The 19210-nt window shown below is 69.0% G+C and carries 16 protein-coding genes; 14 read left to right on the forward strand and 2 right to left on the reverse strand.

The features are described from left to right. Window positions 1–22: 22 nt before the first annotated feature. Window positions 23–1369, reverse strand: coding sequence for an adenylate/guanylate cyclase domain-containing protein (locus KXD97_RS22030; protein WP_396884540.1), 1347 nt, complete (start codon window positions 1367–1369; stop codon window positions 23–25). A 231-nt stretch (window positions 1370–1600) separates the two neighbouring features. Between KXD97_RS22030 and argC the strand changes: the two genes are divergently transcribed. The 8 genes from argC to argH are packed head-to-tail and all read left to right on the forward strand — an operon-like array spanning window position 1601 to window position 9971. After that, a complete protein-coding gene (gene argC, locus KXD97_RS22035; RefSeq protein WP_260752409.1) occupies window positions 1601–2635 on the forward strand; it encodes an N-acetyl-gamma-glutamyl-phosphate reductase in 1035 nt (344 codons plus the stop codon). Continuing rightward, a complete protein-coding gene (argJ, locus tag KXD97_RS22040) occupies window positions 2632–3828 on the forward strand; it encodes a bifunctional glutamate N-acetyltransferase/amino-acid acetyltransferase ArgJ (protein ID WP_396884541.1) in 1197 nt (398 codons plus the stop codon). Before argC ends, argJ begins: the two co-directional genes overlap by 4 nt. Beyond that, entirely contained in the window at window positions 3825–4697 is an 873-nt protein-coding gene (argB, locus tag KXD97_RS22045; protein ID WP_260752411.1) for an acetylglutamate kinase, read from the forward strand. Before argJ ends, argB begins: the two co-directional genes overlap by 4 nt. Next, a complete protein-coding gene (locus KXD97_RS22050) occupies window positions 4694–5881 on the forward strand; it encodes an acetylornithine transaminase (protein ID WP_396884542.1) in 1188 nt (395 codons plus the stop codon). The genes argB and KXD97_RS22050 overlap by 4 nt, the downstream gene beginning before the upstream one ends. Further along, a complete protein-coding gene (gene argF, locus KXD97_RS22055) occupies window positions 5878–6813 on the forward strand; it encodes an ornithine carbamoyltransferase (protein ID WP_260752412.1) in 936 nt (311 codons plus the stop codon). Before KXD97_RS22050 ends, argF begins: the two co-directional genes overlap by 4 nt. Beyond that, window positions 6780–7295 (forward strand): arginine repressor, encoded by a 516-nt coding sequence (locus tag KXD97_RS22060; protein WP_260752415.1) that lies wholly within the window; start codon window positions 6780–6782, stop codon window positions 7293–7295. The genes argF and KXD97_RS22060 overlap by 34 nt, the downstream gene beginning before the upstream one ends. A gap of 26 nt (window positions 7296–7321) precedes the next feature. After that, on the forward strand, window positions 7322–8524 hold the full coding sequence (locus tag KXD97_RS22065; protein WP_260752417.1) for an argininosuccinate synthase: 1203 nt from the start codon (window positions 7322–7324) through the stop codon (window positions 8522–8524). Window positions 8525–8558: 34 nt separating this feature from the next. After that, a complete protein-coding gene (argH, locus tag KXD97_RS22070) occupies window positions 8559–9971 on the forward strand; it encodes an argininosuccinate lyase (RefSeq protein WP_260752418.1) in 1413 nt (470 codons plus the stop codon). Between the two features lie 180 nt (window positions 9972–10151). On the opposite strand, the gene KXD97_RS22075 is transcribed toward argH, so the two are convergent. Continuing rightward, complete coding sequence (locus KXD97_RS22075; RefSeq protein WP_260752419.1) at window positions 10152–11951, reverse strand: ABC-F family ATP-binding cassette domain-containing protein; 1800 nt, start codon at window positions 11949–11951, stop codon at window positions 10152–10154. 112 nt (window positions 11952–12063) lie between these two features. On the opposite strand from KXD97_RS22075, the gene KXD97_RS22080 reads away from it, so the two are divergent. The 6 genes from KXD97_RS22080 (at window position 12064) to tyrS (ending at window position 18813) form a co-directional block, all read left to right on the forward strand. After that, complete coding sequence (locus tag KXD97_RS22080; RefSeq protein ID WP_396884543.1) at window positions 12064–15036, forward strand: acyl-CoA synthetase; 2973 nt, start codon at window positions 12064–12066, stop codon at window positions 15034–15036. A gap of 64 nt (window positions 15037–15100) precedes the next feature. Beyond that, window positions 15101–15631, forward strand: coding sequence for a hypothetical protein (locus tag KXD97_RS22085; protein WP_260752421.1), 531 nt, complete (start codon window positions 15101–15103; stop codon window positions 15629–15631). A gap of 3 nt (window positions 15632–15634) precedes the next feature. Further along, window positions 15635–15841 carry a Trm112 family protein gene (locus tag KXD97_RS22090; RefSeq protein WP_260752422.1) on the forward strand — a complete coding sequence of 69 codons (207 nt, stop codon included), beginning with the start codon at window positions 15635–15637 and terminating at the stop codon, window positions 15839–15841. A gap of 8 nt (window positions 15842–15849) precedes the next feature. Further along, window positions 15850–16911 carry an alpha/beta hydrolase gene (locus KXD97_RS22095; RefSeq protein ID WP_260752423.1) on the forward strand — a complete coding sequence of 354 codons (1062 nt, stop codon included), beginning with the start codon at window positions 15850–15852 and terminating at the stop codon, window positions 16909–16911. Continuing rightward, window positions 16901–17512, forward strand: a complete 612-nt coding sequence (locus KXD97_RS22100; RefSeq protein ID WP_260752424.1) for a DNA-3-methyladenine glycosylase — start codon at window positions 16901–16903, stop codon at window positions 17510–17512. The genes KXD97_RS22095 and KXD97_RS22100 overlap by 11 nt, the downstream gene beginning before the upstream one ends. A gap of 17 nt (window positions 17513–17529) precedes the next feature. Then, window positions 17530–18813, forward strand: coding sequence for a tyrosine--tRNA ligase (tyrS, locus tag KXD97_RS22105; RefSeq protein WP_260752426.1), 1284 nt, complete (start codon window positions 17530–17532; stop codon window positions 18811–18813). The last annotated feature ends 397 nt before the right edge of the window (window positions 18814–19210 follow it).

The following is a 19210-nucleotide window of genomic DNA, read 5'->3' on the forward strand; positions in this document are numbered from 1 at the left end:
GGTAGTGTCCGCGGCTACCCTCTTAGACACCGCGCTCGGCAAGATCGCGCACGATCTCGTGCACAAAGAACGGGTTGTCGGAGGATTTCTCGACGATCTGATCCGTCAGCGCACTCACTGTGGGGTCGGTGCCCAGCATGGCCGTGACCAGCGCCGAGGTTTCCGAACCCCGCAGGGGTTGCAGCATCAGCGACGCCGTGCCCGGGATCTCGGCGAGGATGCCCGAGTACTCGGGCCGATGGGTGATCAGCAGCAAGGCGTGCGCGTGGCCCAGCGCGTCAGCGAGTTCGCCGAACATCGATTCGCTCGCGGTGTCGATCCAGTGCGCGTCCTCGACCAAGTACACCGTCGGCGCCTCACAGGCGAGCAGACACCGTTGAACCAGTGCGGTCATCCGGCGCAGCCGCGCTTCCGGCGTGATGTCGGGAAGAGGCGTCGACGCGTCGCCTATGCCGAGCAGGTCGTCGAGCAGCAGAAGATCGCCGGTGTCGGCCCCGAGACAGGCGGCACGCACGCGGGCCCTGGCTCTGGCCGGTGGGTCGTCGGCGACGGCGAGCACCGTCCGTAGAAGTCTTGCCACGGCCCCCGCGGAGACATGCCGTGTGTGCGCTTCGCAATAGGTTCCGTACACAGCCATCTCTCGCGCGGCGGCGATTCGGCACGCCTCCCGGGCCATTCGGGTCTTGCCCTTCCCAGCGGGCCCTACGATGCGGGTCACGCCGCCGCGGCCACCGACAGTGCGGTCAAGAAGTGCGCCGATGGTGTCCACCACCTCGGATCTTCCGACGAGGGGCTCGCCGTGGCCCGGAGGGGGCACGGGGTCGTCGGGCACCGCCAGCAGGCGGCGGACCGGGAACGGAACCGATTGCCCTTTGATGGCAACGCTTTCGGGTGGCCCGAGAGTGGCAGAGCGTTCGACCAGCCGTGCGGTGGACCCCCTGAGCATGACACCGTCGGGTGGCGCGACCGATTCCATCCGTTGGGCCAGGCCGACGTGTTCGCCAATGGTGGTGTACCCGAGCGTTCCGACCCCGATCTCCCCGGCGATCACCTGTCCGGAGTTCAGTCCCACCCGCAGTTGCAGCTCGATGCCGTCGCGAGCGCGCACCTCCTCGGCCACCTGACGTGTCTGCGCACACACCGCGAGCGCGGCTCGACATGCGCACAGGGCGTGATGCTCCATCGCGATCGGCGCCCCGAACACCGCCATCAATCCGTCGCCGGTGAACTGACTGACAACCCCACCGTGACGTTGCACGATCTCAGTCGCCCGGCCCACCAGCTCGGCCATGATCTCGCCGAGGCGTTCGGGGCCCACTGTTCGTGCGATCGCCATCGATCGCACGACGTCGGCGAACATGATGGTCACCTGCTTGTATTCTGCGTCGGAACCGCTCGGTGCTCGCGCGCCGCAACCGTCGCAGAAGCGTGCCCCGGGACGCAGCGACAATCCGCACGCGCGGCAGGAATACGGTTCCATCGGAACCTCCTGCAGCGATCGGACCGAGTGGAATCAGCGTAAGCTGTGGAACCGTCGCCGGGGTCGCAGACCACCGGTAATGAATTTGCAGTTTTGTGCATAACCATGCATGATTTCGGCATGACATCCGTCGCGGTCGCCGGTGCCAGCGGTTATGCCGGGGGAGAGATTCTGCGCCTTCTGCTCGGTCATCCGGCCTACGCGGACGGCAGGCTGACCATCGGCGCGCTGACCGCGGCCTCCAGTGCCGGAACGACGCTCGCCGAGCACCACCCGCACCTGCTGCCCCTGGCCGACCGCACGCTCGAGCCGACCGAAGCCGACGTGCTGACCGGCCACGACGTGGTTTTCCTCGGCCTGCCACACGGGCACTCGGCCGCCCTGGCCGAGCAGCTCGGCCCGGACGTCCTGATCGTCGACTGCGGCGCCGACTTCCGGCTCACCGACCCCGCCGCCTGGCAGCGGTTCTACGGTTGCGAGCACGCGGGCAGCTGGCCCTACGGGCTGCCCGAGCTGCCCGGGGGCCGGGAGCGGCTGCGGGGCGCCAAGCGCGTCGCGGTGCCCGGGTGCTATCCGACCGCGGCGCTGCTCGCGCTGTGGCCCGCGCTCGCCGGAGGGCTCGTCGAGCCCGCCGTGACCGTGGTGGCCGTGAGCGGCACCTCCGGGGCGGGCAGGTCGGCCAAGGTCGATCTGCTCGGCGCGGAGGTCATCGGATCGGCACGGGCGTACAACATCGGGGGCAAGCATCGGCACACCCCCGAGATCGCCCAGGGGCTTCGCGCTCTCACCGGCGCGGACGTCACCGTGTCGTTCACCCCGGTGTTGATCCCCACCTCGCGCGGGATACTGGCGACCTGCACGGCGCGCACCGACGCGACGGTGTCGCAACTGCGGGCGGCCTACGAGAAGGCTTATACCGATGAACCTTTCGTCTACCTGCTGCCCGAGGGTCAGCTGCCCAAGACGGGTGCGGTGATCGGCAGCAACGCCGCGCAGCTCGCCATCGCGGTCGACGAGGACGCCTCGACGTTCATCGCCGTCGCCGCCATCGACAACCTCGTGAAGGGAACCGGAGGAGCAGCAGTGCAGTCGATGAACCTCGCGCTGGGCTGGCCCGAGACCGAAGGTCTCTCGACTGTCGGAGTGGCTCCGTGACACAGCTGCTGCGCACCCAGGGCGTCACCGCGCCCGCCGGCTTCCGGGCCACCGGCATCGCCGCGGGGATCAAGGCCTCCGGCAACCTGGATCTGGCGCTGGTGTTCAACGAAGGCCCCGACCATGCGGCCGCGGGCGTGTTCACCCGCAACAAGGTCAAGGCCGCGCCGGTGCTGTGGTCGCAGCAGGTGCTGACCACCGGGCGACTGCGCGCAGTCATCCTGAACTCCGGGGGCGCCAACGCGTGCACCGGTCCCGGCGGATTCCAGGACACCCATGCCACCGCCGAGGCGGTCGCGTCCGCGCTGTCGGACTGGGGCACCGAGACCGGCGCGATCGAGGTCGCCGTGTGCTCGACCGGCCTGATCGGCGACCGGCTCCCGATGGACAAGGTACTGGCCGGCGTCCGGGAGATCGTGCACGAGATGGCCGGCGGACTCACCGGTGGTGAGGAAGCCGCACGGGCCATCATGACCACCGACACCGTGCCCAAACAGGTTGCGCTGCACCACGACGACAAGTGGACGGTCGGCGGGATGGCCAAGGGCGCCGGCATGCTGGCCCCGTCGCTGGCCACGATGCTCTGCGTCATCACCACCGATGCCGTCGCCGATTCGCAGGCTCTGCAGGCGGCGCTGAGGAACGCGGTGTCACGCACCTTCGATCGTCTTGACATCGACGGCAGCTGCTCGACCAACGACACCGTCCTGCTGCTGTCCTCGGGGGCCAGCGAGGTGACGCCCAGCCAGCAGGATCTCGACGACGCGGTGCTGCGGGTGTGCGACGACCTGTGCGCTCAGCTCCAGGCCGATGCCGAAGGTGTCACCAAGCGGGTGCTGATCACCGTCACCGGCGCCGAGAGTGAGGACGACGCGCTGACCGCCGCGCGGGTGATCGCCCGCGACAGCCTGGTCAAGACCGCGCTGTTCGGCTCCGACCCCAACTGGGGACGGGTGCTGGCCGCGGTCGGCATGGCGCCGGTGAAGCTCGATGCCGAGCGGATCACCGTGTCCTTCAACGGTTCTCCGGTGTGTGTGAACAGCGTCGGCGCACCGGGAGCGCGTGAGGTCGATCTGTCGGGTGAACAGATCGCGGTCGTGGTCGACCTCGGTGTCGGTTCGGGGGCGGCGTCGATCCGCACCACAGATCTGTCCCACGCGTACGTCGAAGAGAATTCGGCATACAGCTCATGACCGTCACCACCTCGGACAAGGCGGCGGTGCTCGCCGCCGCGCTGCCGTGGCTGACCGCACTGAACGACAAGATCGTGGTGGTCAAGTACGGCGGCAACGCGATGACCGACGACAGGCTCAAAGCGGCGTTCGCCGCCGACATGGTCTTCCTGCGCAACTGCGGAATCCACCCCGTGGTGGTGCACGGCGGCGGGCCCCAGATCTCGGCCATGCTCAAGAAGCTGGGCATCGCAGGCGATTTCAAGGGCGGTTTCCGGGTCACCACCCCTGAGGTGCTCGACGTCGCCCGGATGGTGCTCTTCGGTCAGGTCGGCCGCGAACTGGTGAACCTGATCAACGCGTACGGCCCCTACGCCGTCGGTATCACCGGTGAGGACGCGCACCTGTTCACCGCGGTACGCCGCACCGTGATGGTCGACGGGGTGGCCACCGACATCGGACTGGTCGGCGACGTCGAGAAGGTCAACACCGACGCCGTGCTGGACCTCATCGACGCCGGCCGCATCCCGGTTGTGTCCACGATCGCCCCGGACGCCGCCGGGCTGGTGTACAACATCAACGCCGACACCGCCGCCGCCGCGCTGGCCGAGGCGCTCGGCGCCGAGAAGCTGCTGATGCTGACCGACGTCGAGGGGCTCTACACCCGCTGGCCGGACCGCGATTCCCTGGTCAGCCAGATCAATTCGGACGCATTGGCCGACCTGCTGCCCAGCCTGGAGGAGGGCATGGTGCCCAAGATCGAAGCGTGCCTGCGCGCCATCGACGGCGGCGTGCCCAGCGCGCACGTCATCGACGGCCGAGTCGAGCACTGCGTGCTCGTCGAACTGTTCACCGACGAGGGAGCGGGCACGAAGGTGGTGAGCGCGTGACCGACGGAAACCTGCTGGACCGCTGGTCGACGGTGATGATGAACAACTACGGCACCCCGCCGCTGGCGCTGGCGGCCGGCGACGGCGCGGTCGTCATCGACACCGACGGCAAGTCCTACGTCGACCTGCTCGGCGGTATCGCGGTCAACGTGCTGGGGCATCGCCACCCCGCGGTCATCGAGGCGGTGACCCGCCAGCTGAACACGCTGGGCCACACCTCGAACCTGTACGCCACCGAACCCGGTGTCGCGCTGGCCGAGTCGCTGGTCGGGCTGCTGGGCGCGCCGGCGAAGGCGTTCTTCTGCAACTCCGGCACCGAGGCCAACGAGGTCGCGTTCAAAATCACCCGGCTCACCGGTCGCACGAAACTGGTTGCCGCCCAGGGCGCGTTTCACGGACGGACGATGGGATCGCTCGCGCTGACCGGGCAGCCGTCCAAGCAGGCGCCGTTCGAACCGCTGCCGGGCTACGTGACCCACGTGCCCTACGGCGATGTCGACGCACTGCGCGCCGCGGTCGACGACGACACCGCCGCGGTGTTCCTCGAGCCGATCATGGGGGAGGGCGGCGTCGTCGTCCCGCCGGCCGGCTACCTGGCGGCCGCGCGCGAGATCACCGCCGCGCACGGCGCGCTGCTGGCGCTCGACGAGGTGCAAACCGGTATCGGCCGCACGGGCGCGTTCTTCGCCCACCGGCACGACGGCATCACCCCCGATATCGTGACGCTGGCCAAGGGTCTCGGCGGCGGGCTGCCGATCGGGGCGTGCCTGGCCGTGGGCGCCACCGCCGAGCTGCTCACGCCCGGCCTGCACGGCAGCACCTTCGGTGGCAACCCGGTGTGCACCGCCGCGGCCCTGGCGGTGCTGAAGGTGCTCGCCGACGAAGGACTGGTGGAGCGCGCCGGCGTGCTCGGCAAGACGATCGCCCACGGCATCGAGGGACTCGGCCATCCGCTGGTCGACCACGTCCGCGGCCGCGGGCTGCTGCTCGGCATCGTGCTCGCCGCCGACGCCGCCAAGCCCGTCGAAATCGCGGCACGCGAAGCGGGTTTCCTGGTCAACGCCGCGGCCCCCGCCGTCGTCCGGTTGGCGCCGCCACTGGTGATCACCGAGACCCACGTAGCGACGTTCCTGTCGGCACTTCCCTCCATCCTCGACCAGGCGGGACAGGAGACACCCCGATGACCCGGCACTTCCTCCGCGACGACGACTTCTCGCCCGAAGAGCAGGCCGAGGTGCTGGCGCTGGCCGCCGAGCTCAAGACGGACCGCTTCAGCCGCCGGCCGCTCGAAGGGCCGCGCGGGGTGGCGGTGATCTTCGAGAAGAACTCGACCCGCACCCGCTTCTCGTTCGAGATGGGCATCGCCGAGCTGGGTGGGCACGCCGTCGTGGTCGACGGCCGCAGCACCCAGCTGGGCCGCGAGGAGACCCTCGAAGACACCGGGCAGGTGCTGTCCCGCTACGTCGACGCGATCGTGTGGCGCACCTTCGCCCAGGAGCGCCTGACCGCGATGGCGTCGGGATCCCGCGTGCCGATCATCAACGCGCTCTCCGACGAGTTCCACCCGTGCCAGGTGCTGGCCGACCTGCAGACGCTGGGCGAACGCAAGGGCGCGCTGAAAGGGTTGCGGCTGAGCTATTTCGGCGACGGCGCGAACAACATGGCGCACTCGCTGATGCTCGGCGGGGTGACCGCGGGCATCGACGTCACCATCGCCGCGCCGCGGGGTTTCGAGCCGCATCCGATGTTCGTCGCCGCAGCCGAGACCCGGGCGCACCAGACCGGGGCCACGGTCACGCTCACCGACGACCCGGTGCAGGCGGCCTCCGGCGCCGACGTGCTGGTGACCGACACCTGGACCTCGATGGGGCAGGAGAACGACGGCCTCGACCGGGTGCGGCCGTTCCGCCCGTTCCAGGTCAACGCCGACATGCTGGCCCGCGCGGATTCCGAAGCCGTTGTGCTGCACTGCCTCCCCGCGCACCGCGGCCACGAGATCACCGACGACGTGATCGACGGGCCGCAGAGCGCGGTGTGGGACGAGGCCGAGAACAGGCTGCACGCGCAGAAGGCACTGCTGGTATGGCTGCTGGAGCGGGCGGGGGTCGGGCGGTGACGGCGGCCGGCACCCGCGCGGGCCGGCAGGCCCGCATCGTCGCGCTGCTGTCGTCGCAGTCGGTGCGCAGCCAGGGTGAGCTGGCCGCGCTGCTGGCCGACGAGGGTATCGAGGTCACGCAGGCGACGCTCTCGCGCGACCTCGAAGAGCTCGGCGCGGTCAAACTGCGGGGCGCCGACGGCGGTGTCGGCGTCTACATCGTCCCCGAGGACGGCAGCCCGGTGCGAGGTGTCGCGGGCGGCACCGAACGCGTCACCCGGCTGCTCGGAGATCTGCTGGTGTCCACCGATTCCAGCGCCAACCTCGCCGTGCTGCGCACGCCGCCGGGCGCCGCGCATTACCTGGCCAGCGCGCTGGACCGGGCCGCGCTGCCGTACGTGGTGGGCACCGTCGCCGGTGACGACACCATCCTCGTGATCGCCCGCGAACCGATGACCGGCGCCGAGCTGGCCGCCACCATCGAGAACCTTTCACAAGCCTGAAGCAGTTCAACAGAAGGAGTTTCGTTATGTCCGAGCGCGTCATCCTCGCGTATTCCGGCGGTCTGGACACCTCGGTGGCGATCAGCTGGATCGGCAAGGAGACTGGCCGTGAGGTCGTCGCGGTGGCCATCGACCTCGGCCAGGGCGGCGAGGACATGGAAGTGGTGCGGCAGCGTGCGCTGGACTGCGGCGCCGTGGAGGCTGTCGTCGTCGACGCCCGCGACGAGTTCGCCGAGCAGTACTGCCTGCCGGCCATCCAGTCCAACGCCCTCTACATGGACCGTTACCCGCTGGTCTCGGCGCTGAGCCGGCCGCTGATCGTCAAGCACCTCGTCGACGCGGCCCGTGAGCACAGCGGCGGCATCGTCGCCCACGGCTGCACAGGCAAGGGCAACGACCAGGTGCGCTTCGAGGTCGGATTCGCCTCGCTGGCGCCGGACCTCGAGGTGCTGGCTCCGGTGCGCGACTACGCCTGGACCCGCGAGAAGGCCATCGCGTTCGCCGAGGAGAACGCGATCCCGATCAACGTGACGAAGCGGTCACCGTTCTCGATCGACCAGAACGTCTGGGGCCGCGCCGTGGAAACCGGCTTCCTGGAACACCTCTGGAACGCGCCGACCAAGGACGTCTACGACTACACCGAGGATCCGACGGTCAACTGGAGCACCCCCGACGAGGTGATCGTCGGCTTCGAGAAGGGTGTGCCGGTCTCGATCGACGGCAACCCTGTCACCGTGTTGCAGGCCATCGAGCAACTCAACGAGCGGGCCGGCGCCCAAGGGGTGGGCCGCCTGGACGTGGTCGAAGACCGCCTCGTCGGCATCAAGAGCCGCGAGATCTACGAGGCGCCCGGCGCCATGGTCCTGATCACCGCGCACACCGAACTCGAGCACGTCACCCTGGAGCGCGAACTCGGCCGGTTCAAGCGCACCACCGACCAGAAGTGGGGCGAACTGGTCTATGACGGACTCTGGTTCTCCCCGTTGAAGACCGCGCTGGAGTCGTTCGTCGCCAAGACACAGGAGCACGTGTCCGGCGAGATCCGGCTGGTGCTGCACGGCGGCCACATCGCGGTGAATGGACGCCGGAGCCAGGAATCTCTGTACGACTTCAACCTCGCCACCTACGACGAGGGCGACACCTTCGACCAGTCCGCGGCAAAGGGTTTCGTGCACGTGCACGGACTGTCGTCGAGCCTGTCGGCGCGCCGGGACCTGGCGGGCAAGTGACCGCGCGCGGCACCGCGGCGACGGGGGCACACGCATGAGCACCAACGAGGGTTCGCTGTGGGGCGGCCGCTTCGCCGACGGACCGGCCGACGCCCTTGCCGCGCTCAGCAAGTCGACCCACTTCGACTGGGTGCTGGCCCCGTACGACGTCGCGGCGTCGAAAGCGCACGCGCGGGTGCTGTTCGGTGCCGGTCTGCTGACGGAGGAACAACGTGACGGGCTGCTCGCCGGTCTGGACAGTCTCGGCGCTGATGTCGCCGACGGCAGCTTCGGACCGCTGGTCACCGACGAAGACGTGCACGGTGCGCTGGAGCGCGGCCTGATCGACCGGGTCGGCCCCGACCTCGGCGGTCGTCTGCGGGCGGGGCGTTCGCGCAACGACCAGGTGGCCACTCTGTTCCGGATGTGGCTGCGCGACGCGATCCGGCGGGTCGCCGACGGTGTGCTCGACGTGGTGTCCGCACTGCAGACCCAGGCGGCCGCGCACCCCACCGCGATCATGCCGGGCAAAACCCATCTGCAGTCGGCGCAGCCCGTGCTGCTGGCCCACCATCTGCTCGCCCACGCGCATCCGCTGCTGCGCGACGTCGACCGGCTCGCTGACTTCGACAAGCGGGCCGCGGTGTCGCCCTACGGCTCCGGTGCGCTGGCCGGCTCATCGCTGGGCCTTGATCCCGACGCGATCGCCGACGAACTCGGTTTCGGTTCCGCAGCGGACAATTCGATCGACGCCACCGCGTCCCGGGATTTCGCGGCCGAGGCGGCGTTCGTGTTCTCCATGATCGCCGTCGATCTGTCGCGCCTCGCCGAGGACATCATCCTCTGGAGCACAACGGAATTCGGCTACGTCACGCTGCACGACGCGTGGTCGACGGGCAGCTCCATCATGCCGCAGAAGAAGAACCCCGACATCGCCGAACTGGCCCGCGGCAAGTCCGGCCGGTTGATCGGTAACCTCACCGGGCTGCTGGCCACCCTGAAGGCACAACCGCTGGCGTACAACCGCGACCTGCAGGAGGACAAGGAACCGGTCTTCGACTCGGTGGCGCAGCTGGAGCTGCTGCTGCCCGCGATGGCGGGCCTGGTCGCGACCCTGCGCTTCGACGTCGACCGGATGGCCGGGCTTGCCCCGCTGGGCTACACGCTGGCCACCGATGTCGCCGAATGGCTTGTGCGCCGCGGGGTGCCGTTCCGTGTCGCCCACGAAGCCGCCGGCGCGGCGGTACGCGCCGCCGAGGCCCGCGGGATCGGGCTCGAAGAGCTCGCCGACGCCGAGCTCACCGGCATCCATCCGGCCCTGACCCCCGACGTGCGCGACGTCCTCACCACCGAGGGCTCGGTCAACTCACGCGACGCGCGTGGTGGAACCGCGCCGGTCCAGGTGGCCCGGCAGTTGAGGGCAGTGCGCGATGCCGCGGATTCGTTGCGGCTCCGGTTGAGGCGGTAACTGCCGCTACCATCCATCGGCATGGACACCCGGCCCGTGCGCCAGTGGCTGGCCGCGCCGCCTGGCCGATCCGGTGGTCGAGAGCCCGGATTACCGCCGAGAACACATCGATACTGCGAGCATTGCCAGCTGCGGCCAGTAGCGCAGACAGAGCACGACCGGCCGCAGCAGGTAGGTCATCTAGCTCTCTAGCCTCTCTGAGAGCTCCAGCCAACGCGACTCCTGTTCGACCACCTGGCTTTCCAGGTCTCGCAGCTGTTCGGTGAGGTGGCCCAAGCCGACGTGGTCGGACTGGTCATGGTGGGCCATCTCGTCGTGTTTGGCGGTGATCCGGTCGGCCAGCTTGGCCAGCGACCGGTCGATCGAGGCGATCTCCTTCTCGATGGTGCGCAATTGCGCGCCCGACAACTGCTCGGCGGCAGCGGGTTTCGCCCGCGGCTCGGGCGACTCCGGTCGTTCCCCGGCCAGTCGCAGGTATTCCTCGATGCCGCCGGGAAGGTGCCGGAGGCGGCCGTCCAGGATCGCGTACTGCTGATCGGTCATGCGTTCCAGCAGATAACGATCGTGGGAGACGACGATCAGGGTGCCGGGCCAGGAATCGAGCAGATCCTCGGTCGCGGTGAGCATGTCGGTGTCGACATCGTTGGTCGGCTCGTCGAGCACCAGCACATTCGGCTCGGACAACAGCACCAGCATCAACTGCAGCCGTCGCCGCTGGCCGCCGGACAGCTCGCCGACCCTCGCCGACAGATGCGCGCGGGGAAAGCCCAGGCGCTCAAGCAGTTGCGCGGGCGTGACGTCCTTGCCATCGATCTGGTAGCTGGTCTGCAGCCGGCCGAGGACCTCGCGGACCATGTCGCCGGCCACCGCCTCGAGCTCGCGCGACTCCTGGTCCAGCACCGCCAGTTGCACGGTCTTGCCGCGCTTGACCCGACCCGTCGTCGGGGGCACCGTGCCCGCGATGAGGCCCAACAGCGTGGACTTGCCCGCGCCGTTGGCGCCGAGGATGCCGGTGCGTTCACCCGGGGCGATCCGCCATTCGATGTCGTGCAGCACTTCTCGGCCGCCCGGATAGGACACCGAGACGTCGAGCAGATCGATGACGTCCTTGCCGAGACGGGCCATCGCCGCCCGGGACAACTCGACGCTGTTGCGCAGCGGCGGGACATCCGAGATCAGCGCGTTGGCCGCGTCGATGCGGAACTTCGGTTTCGACGTCCGTGCCGGCGGTCCGCGGCGCAGCCACGCGAGTTCCTTGCGCATCAGGTTCTGACGTTTGGCTTCCACTGCCGCGGCCTGCCGATCGCGTTCGACGCGCTGCAGCACGTAGGCCGCGTAGCCGCCCTCGAACGGCTCGACGACGCTGCCGCGCACCCCGCTGTCGCCGGGGTGCACCTCCCACGTCGTGGTGGCCACCTCGTCGAGGAACCAGCGGTCGTGGGTGACCAGCAGCAACCCGCCCGATCCGCGCGCCCACCGTTGCTTGAGATGCTCGGCCAGCCAGGTGATGCCCTGGATGTCCAGATGGTTGGTGGGCTCGTCCAACGCGATGACATCCCATTCGTCGATCAACAGCGCCGCCAGCTGCACGCGGCGGCGCTGGCCGCCCGACAGCGTGCCGACGGGCGCGTCGAACGGGATATCGGCGACCAGTCCGCCGATCACATCACGGATCCGGGCGTCGCCGGCCCACTCGTGTTCGGCCCGACCGCCGACGAGCGACCAGCCCACCGTGTGGTCGGGATCGAGGATGTCGGCCTGGTCGAGCGCACCGACCCGTACCCCGCCGCGGCGCGTCACCCGGCCGGCGTGCGGGGCGATCTGACCGGTCAACAACCCGAGCAGGGTGGACTTGCCGTCGCCGTTACGTCCGACGATGCCGATCCTGTCGCCGTCGCCGACGCCGAGGGTCACCGCGTCGAACACCACCCCGGTGGGGTACTCCAGGTGGAGGTTCTCACCCCCGAGCAGGTGTGCCATCGTCTGCCGACACTAGTGGGCCCACGGTCGTTACCAGAAACCGGCGATCCGCCCTGTGCCATCATGACCACGTCGGAATCAGGCGGCTGGACGGCACAGTGGGGAGTGAGCAGTGGTGGACCTCTCGGCGATCACGAGGCCTGTGGGGCGACTGGTCGCGACTGCACAGAACGGGCTCGAGGTGTTGCTCTACGGCGGGCTGGAGACCGGCGCCGTGCCGTCGCCGTTCCAGATCGTCCAGAGCGTGCCGATGTACCGGCTGCGCCGCTACTTCCCGCCCGATACCCGGCCGGGCGGCAAGCCCGTCGGCGCACCGGTGCTGATGGTGCACCCGATGATGATGTCGGCCGACATGTGGGACGTCACCCGCGACGAGGGCGCCGTCGGCATCCTGCACAAGGCCGGAATCGACCCGTGGGTCATCGACTTCGGTTCCCCCGACAAGATCGAGGGCGGGATGCAGCGCAACCTCGCCGATCACGTGGTCGCGCTCAGCGAGGCCATCGACACGGTCAAAACCGTCACCGGGCGTGACGTCCACCTGGCCGGTTACTCGCAGGGCGGCATGTTCGCCTATCAGACGGCGGCGTATCGCCGGTCCAAGGATCTGGCCAGCATCGTCGCGTTCGGGTCGCCGGTCGACACGCTGGCCGCGCTTCCGATGAACCTGCCGGCGAGCCTGGCCCCGGCGGCCGCCGACTTCATGGCCGACCACGTGTTCAGCCGCATCGACATCCCGGGATGGTTGGCGCGCACCGGATTTCAGATGCTCGATCCGGTCAAGACCGCGCAGTCTCGGTTGGATTTCCTGCGTCAGCTACACGACCGGGAGGCGCTGCTGCCGCGTGAGCAGCAGCGGCGGTTCCTGGCCTCCGAGGGCTGGATCGCGTGGTCGGGGCCCGCGATCTCCGAGCTGCTCAAGCAGTTCATCGCGCACAACCGCATGATGACCGGTGGCTTCTCGATCCACGGTGACCTGGTGACGCTGTCCGACATCAGCTGCCCGGTGCTCGCCGTGATCGGCGAGGTCGACGACATCGGGCAGCCGGCGTCGGTGCGGGGCATCAAGCGGGCCGCGCCGCAGGCCGATGTCTACGAGTTCTCGATCCGCGCAGGCCATTTCGGGCTCGTGGTGGGATCCAAGGCCGCGACACAGACCTGGCCGACGGTGGCCGAGTGGGTGCGCTGGCTCGACAGCGGCGGCAGTATGCCCGACGGGGTCACGCCGATGCCGGTGCAGCCGTCCGAGCCCACCGAGAGCGGGGTGTCGCTGACCTCACGGCTGGCGCACAGTGCCACCGCGGCCACCGAGATGGCCTTCACTCTGGCCAAATCGGCCGCCGACGCGCTCGTCACGGCGAACAAGTCGGCGCGGGCCCTCGCCGTCGAGACCGCGCGCACCCTGCCGCGCCTGGCCCGCCTCGGCCAGGTCAACGACCACACGCGAATCTCGTTGGGCCGCATCATGAGTGAGCAGGCCCGAGACATGCCCAACGGGGAAGCGCTGCTGTTCGACGGGCGCGTGCACACCTATGAGGCCGTCGACCGCCGCATCAACAACGTGGTGCGCGGCCTGATCGAGGTCGGTGTGCGACAGGGCACCCGGGTCGGGGTGTTGATGGAAACCCGGCCCAGCGCTCTGGTCGCGATCGCGGCCCTGTCCCGGCTCGGCGCGGTGGCCGTGCTGATGCCGCCCGACGCCGACCTCGCCGAAGCCGCGCGGCTGGGCGCGGTGACCGAGATCATCGCCGACCCCACCAACCTCGACGTGGCGCGCAAGCTCGACATGCGGGTGCTGGTGCTCGGCGGCGGAGAATCCCGCGACCTCCACTTGCCCGACAACGCCGACGTAATCGACATGGAGAAGATCGACCCGGACCTGGTAGACCTGCCCGGCTGGTACCGGCCCAACCCCGGCCTGGCCCGCGACCTGGCGTTCATCGGGTTCAGCACGATCAGCGGCGACCTGGTCGCCCGCCAGATCACCAACTACCGCTGGGCGCTGTCGGCGTTCGGCACCGCCTCGGCGGCCAACCTCAGCCGCAGCGACACCGTCTACTGCCTGACCCCGCTGCACCACCAATCGGGACTGCTGGTCAGCCTCGGCGGCGCGGTCGTCGGCGGCGCCCGGGTGGCCCTGTCGCGCGAGTTGCGCCCGGACCGCTTCTTGCAGGAGATCCGGCAGTACGGCGTGACGGTGGTGTCCTACACCTGGGCGATGCTGCGCGAGGTCATCGACGATCCGGCGTTCGCCTTGAACGGCGGCCATCCGATCCGGCTGTTCATCGGCTCCGGAATGCCCGCGGGGCTGTGGAAGCGGGTCGTCGAGGTGTTCGAACCGGCCAACGTCGTCGAGTTCTTCGCCACCACCGACGGTCAGGCGGTGCTGGCCAACGTCAAGGGCGCCAAGATCGGCAGCAAGGGCAGGCCGCTGCCGGGCGGAGGCGAGATCGCGCTGGCGGCGTACGACCCCGACGGCGACCTGATCCTCGAGGACGACCAGGGTTTCGTGCGGCGTGCCGAGGCCGGGGAGGTGGGCGTGCTGCTGGCGCACCCACGCGGACCCGTCGACCCGCTGGCCTCGGTCAAGCGCGGCGTGTTCGCCCCCGCCGACACCTGGGTGTCCACCGAATACCTGTTCCGCCGCGACGAGGACGGCGACTACTGGTTGGTCGACAACCGCGCGTCGGTGATCCACACGGCGCGGGGGGCGGTGTTCGCCGCGACGGTCAACGATGCGGTCGGCAGACTCGGTGCCGTCGACATGGCGGTCACCTACGGGGTGGAAGCCGACAACGGTGACACGCTGGCCGTCACCGCGCTGGCGCTGTGCCCCGGCGGCAGCATCCCGTCGGCCGACCTGTCCGAGGCGCTCGCCGACCTGCCGGCCGGTGAGGCCCCCGACATCGTGCACGTCGTCTCCGATATGACGTTGACCGCGACGTTCCGTCCGCTGGCAGGGCCGCTGCAGGAGAAGGGCATCCCGAAGCCGTCCCGTAACGCCTGGTACCTGGACCCCGATAGCAATCGGTACAAGCGGTTGACCGCTGCCGTGCGCACCGAGATCGCGGGCGGTCAGCAGTGATGCCCGCCCCGGTGTGCGCTGTTAGGCTCGCCGGGGCGACTACCGAGGTTGCGTGGAGGTTGGGATGACGACGCAGGACAAGAAGACCGGTTGGTCGCTGCACCGCGCGGCGACGGGAGCGCTCCTCGGGGCCGCTCTCGGATTCGGCCTGGTCGTCGGCGTCGCGCCGACGGCGTCCGCACAGCCCACCACTAAAGCCGAGGAGCCGCCCAAGCCGGCCATCTCACCCGACCAGGTCCTGATGATGATCTCGCAGGAGTACCAGAGCGGCCGCGGCGGTGGTCAGGTCTCGAAGCTGATCGAGCAGGTGATGAACCTGCGCGCCCGCGGCATCCGGCCGTCGATCGCCAACACCCAGGCGCTGGCGGCCGGCCTGGATTCGCGTCCCAACCAGGGCCCGCTGATCGAGGCGCTGCAGTCGACGCTGAACTATCAGCGCAAGGTGCTCGCCCAGTCCGCGAACGGGACGCCGTCCGGTCCGACGTCTCCGGGCCCGCAGGTCGGCATGGGCCCGACGGGTCCGGCGTGGGCGCCCAATCAGGGCAACCCGATGATCCAGGACGGCGACACGATCTTCCCGATGCCGGGTCGCTGACCGATGGCGCTGGACGAAAACCTCAAGGCCATCCTGGTCTGCCCGCAGGACCGCGGCCCGTTGGTCGAGGTCGATGACGCGCTGTACAACCCGCGGCTGCGTCGCAAGTACCGCATCGACGACGGCATCCCGGTGCTACTGATCGACGAGGCCGTCGATGTGGACGACCAAGAGCATCAGCGCTTGATGTCGGCTGTCGGGCAGTCCTAGGTAGACGCTTGGTCCGAGATTCACTGCGCGCGATTCCCCCGGGGAAGAAGGACGTCACCGCGCCGACGGTAATCGACGGGCTCAGTTACATCGACGCCAACGATCCCGCGATGCCGATGTACCGGGTGATCGCCAACAACCGTCACCCGGTTGCACTGCGCGACCTGATGATCGCACCGGTGCGGTCCGGCTACATCGGCGACGGACATCAGCCCGATCCCGCGCTGGTGCCGGCCACCGGAGCCGACGCGGTACCGGATGTCGACGTCGACCAGGTGTATCTGCCGGTGCGCGACGGGGTGGCGCGCTGCCAGGTGTATCGGCCACGGTCCTGCGAGTCCGGCCTGCTGCCGGTGATCGTCTACTACCACGGCGGCGGGTTCACCGTCGGTTCCTCCGAGGACTGCGACTTCCTCGCCCGGAAACTGGGCTTCACCAACGACGCGCTGGTGGTCTCGGCCAACTACCGTTCCGCGCCCGAGTACGCCTTCCCCGTCCCGTTCGACGACGCGTTCGACGTTTACACCTGGATCACCCGGCACGGCTCGGACCTGGGCGCCGACATCACCCGCGTGGCCGTGGCGGGGGATTCGGCGGGATCGAACTTCGCCGGTGCGATCCCGCTGCGGGCCCGCGACGAGGGTGTGCGGGTGCCGGACGCCGTGGTGATGCTCGGCGCTTTCGCCGACTTCCAGTTCGAGCGGTGGCCGTCGTTCCTTCAGCTGGCGCCGCGCGGAATCGTCTATGACATGGCCTTCGCCGGTTTCATCCGCGGCGCCTATGTGGCGACCGCGCCGTGGAAGCACCCGTGGGTGAGCCCGATCGAGGGCGACCTGACCGACTACCCGCCCGCGGTCGTCGTGGCCGGCACGCACGATCCGATCGTCGATTCCGCCCGCGCGTTCGCCGCGCGCATCCGCGCGGCCGGCGGGGTCGCGCACGAGTACTTTCCCGACGGCATGCCGCACGGTTTCTACTTCTTCCCCGGGGTCCATGCCGAAGAGGACGTCGCTTACCGTGTCGTCGCCGACGCCCTGGCCGACGTGTTTCAGCCCGGACGTGTCGGCTGATCTACTCGCGGTCGATCCGCTCACTGCCGCGCGCCTGCTGTTGGGGGCCCGTCTGGCCGGTCGCCGGGTGGCCGCGACGATTGTCGAGGTCGAGGCCTACGGCGGCCCCGAAGACGGGCCGTGGCCGGATGCCGCAGCACACTCCTATCGCGGGCCGGGCCTGCGCAACGCCGTGATGTTCGGCCCGCCGGGACGGCTCTACACCTACCGCAGCCACGGCATCCACGTCTGCGCGAACGTGGTGTGCGCGAGCGACGGCGTCGCGGCGGCCGTGCTACTGCGTGCGGCGGTGATCGACACCGGTCATGACCGGGCCTGGACCCGTCGCGGTCCGGCGGTGCGCGAAGTCGCGCTGGCCCGGGGTCCGGGCAATCTGTGTTCGGCGCTCGGGATCACGATGGACGACAACGGAATCGACCTGTTCGATCCGTCGGCTCCGGTCCGGTTGGAACTGGGACAGTTACGTGTGGGCGAGACCGGGCCGCGCGTGGGAGTGAGCAAGGCGGCCGACCGCCCGTGGCGGATGTGGCTGCCCGGCCATCCCGAGGTGTCGGCCTACCGGCGCAGTCCGCGGGCACCGGTGCCGGGGCGCAGCGACTAGTACGGGAAGATCGATGCGTGAGTGTTAAGGGCACGTCGATCCTCGATGAGTTGGAATGGCGTGGGCTGATCGCACAGTCCACCGACCGCGATGCGCTGGCCGAGGCGCTGGCCGACGGGCCCGTCACGGTGTATTCCGGATTCGATCCGACGGCGCCGAGCCTGCACGCCGGTCATTTGATCCCGCTGTTGACTCTGCGCCGATTCCAGCAGGCCGGCCATCGCCCGATCGTGCTCGCCGGGGGTGCCACCGGGATGATCGGTGATCCGCGCGATGTGGGGGAGCGAACGCTGAACACCGCCGACACCGTCGCCGACTGGGCGGATCGCATCCGCGGTCAGCTTGAGCGGTTCGTGGAGTTCGACGATTCGCGCACCGGTGCGGTCGTCGTCGACAACCTGTCCTGGACCGGTGAGCTGTCGGCGATCGAGTTCCTGCGCGATGTCGGCAAGCACTTCTCGGTCAACGTGATGCTCGACCGCGACACCGTCCGCCGGCGGCTCGAGGGGGAAGGCATCTCCTACACCGAGTTCAGCTACATGCTGTTGCAGGCCAATGACTACGTCGAACTGCACCAGCGGTACGGCTGCACCCTGCAGGTCGGCGGATCCGATCAATGGGGGAACATCATCGCCGGCGTGCGGCTGGTCCGGCAGAAGGCCGGAGCCAGCGTGCACGCCCTGACCACTCCGCTGGTGACCGACTCCGAAGGCAAGAAGTTCGGCAAGTCCACCGGCGGCGGCAGCCTTTGGCTCGATCCGGATATGACCAGCCCGTATGCCTGGTACCAGTACTTCGTCAACACCGCCGACGCCGACGTCGTGCCGTATCTGCGCTGGTTTACGTTCCTCGACGCCGACGAGCTGGCCGAGCTCGAGCAGGCGACGGCCGAACGTCCGCATGAAAGGGCGGCCCAGCGACGGCTGGCCCGAGAGCTCACCAACCTGGTGCACGGCGAGGCGGCGACCGTGGCCGTTGAGCACGCGAGCCAGGCGCTGTTCGGGCGCGCAGAGCTGGCGGAGCTCGACGAACCCACGTTGGCGGCGGCGCTGAGAGAGGCCTCGGTGGCCCAGCTCGAGCCGGGCGGTAACGACTCGATCACGGAATTGCTTGTCTCCACAGGACTTTCCGCGAGCAAGGGCGCAGCCCGCCGGACCATCGCCGAAGGCGGGGTGTCGGTCAACAACGTGAAGATCACCACAGACGAGTGGTCGCCCCAGCCCTCGGACTACCTCCACGGCAAGTGGTTGGTGCTCCGCCGCGGCAAGCGCAATGTCGCCGGAATAGAGCGGGTGGGCTGATGTCGTGGACGAATCGCCTGGTCAGCGCGTAATCGGCAATGGGGAACAAATCCGGTGGGCCGGTCGTTGAATGATCGCGAGCCGAAAACCCCTGACGGGGCGTGCACCGGATACCGGTCGAAAAACACGCTCTAGCAGCAGATTTGACTCGGCGTTATCCCTGACGTAACTTATCGGAGTCGCTGCGACACGGGCCCAAAACCCGGAGAGCGCGGCGGCACTCCAGAGGGAAGTCCGCTCCGGCGGATGTCCTCATCTGTCCGCACGAGGATCACGGCTTTCGAGCCGGGGTTGTTGTGCGGCAGGTCTGGGGGCGTGTTGTTTGAGAACTCAATAGTGTGTTTGGTGGTTTTTGTTTGTTGTTTTTTGGCCTGCCTCTTTTTCCCGTTTAGGGGTG

The sequence above is a fragment of the Mycobacterium sp. SMC-8 genome (assembly GCF_025263565.1).
In the GTDB taxonomy this organism is placed as follows: domain Bacteria; phylum Actinomycetota; class Actinomycetes; order Mycobacteriales; family Mycobacteriaceae; genus Mycobacterium.

Coding starts and splice junctions, on each gene's coding strand:
- argH (WP_260752418.1), top strand. CDS start 8,559: ATGAGCACCAACGAGGGTTCGCTGTGGGGCGGCCGCTTCGCCGACGGA.
- KXD97_RS22060 (WP_260752415.1), top strand. CDS start 6,780: ATGGCTGCTGGAGCGGGCGGGGGTCGGGCGGTGACGGCGGCCGGCACC.
- argB (WP_260752411.1), top strand. CDS start 3,825: ATGACCGTCACCACCTCGGACAAGGCGGCGGTGCTCGCCGCCGCGCTG.
- KXD97_RS22065 (WP_260752417.1), top strand. CDS start 7,322: ATGTCCGAGCGCGTCATCCTCGCGTATTCCGGCGGTCTGGACACCTCG.
- KXD97_RS22090 (WP_260752422.1), top strand. CDS start 15,635: ATGGCGCTGGACGAAAACCTCAAGGCCATCCTGGTCTGCCCGCAGGAC.
- KXD97_RS22075 (WP_260752419.1), bottom strand. CDS start 11,951: ATGGCACACCTGCTCGGGGGTGAGAACCTCCACCTGGAGTACCCCACC.
- argF (WP_260752412.1), top strand. CDS start 5,878: ATGACCCGGCACTTCCTCCGCGACGACGACTTCTCGCCCGAAGAGCAG.
- argC (WP_260752409.1), top strand. CDS start 1,601: ATGACATCCGTCGCGGTCGCCGGTGCCAGCGGTTATGCCGGGGGAGAG.
- KXD97_RS22085 (WP_260752421.1), top strand. CDS start 15,101: ATGACGACGCAGGACAAGAAGACCGGTTGGTCGCTGCACCGCGCGGCG.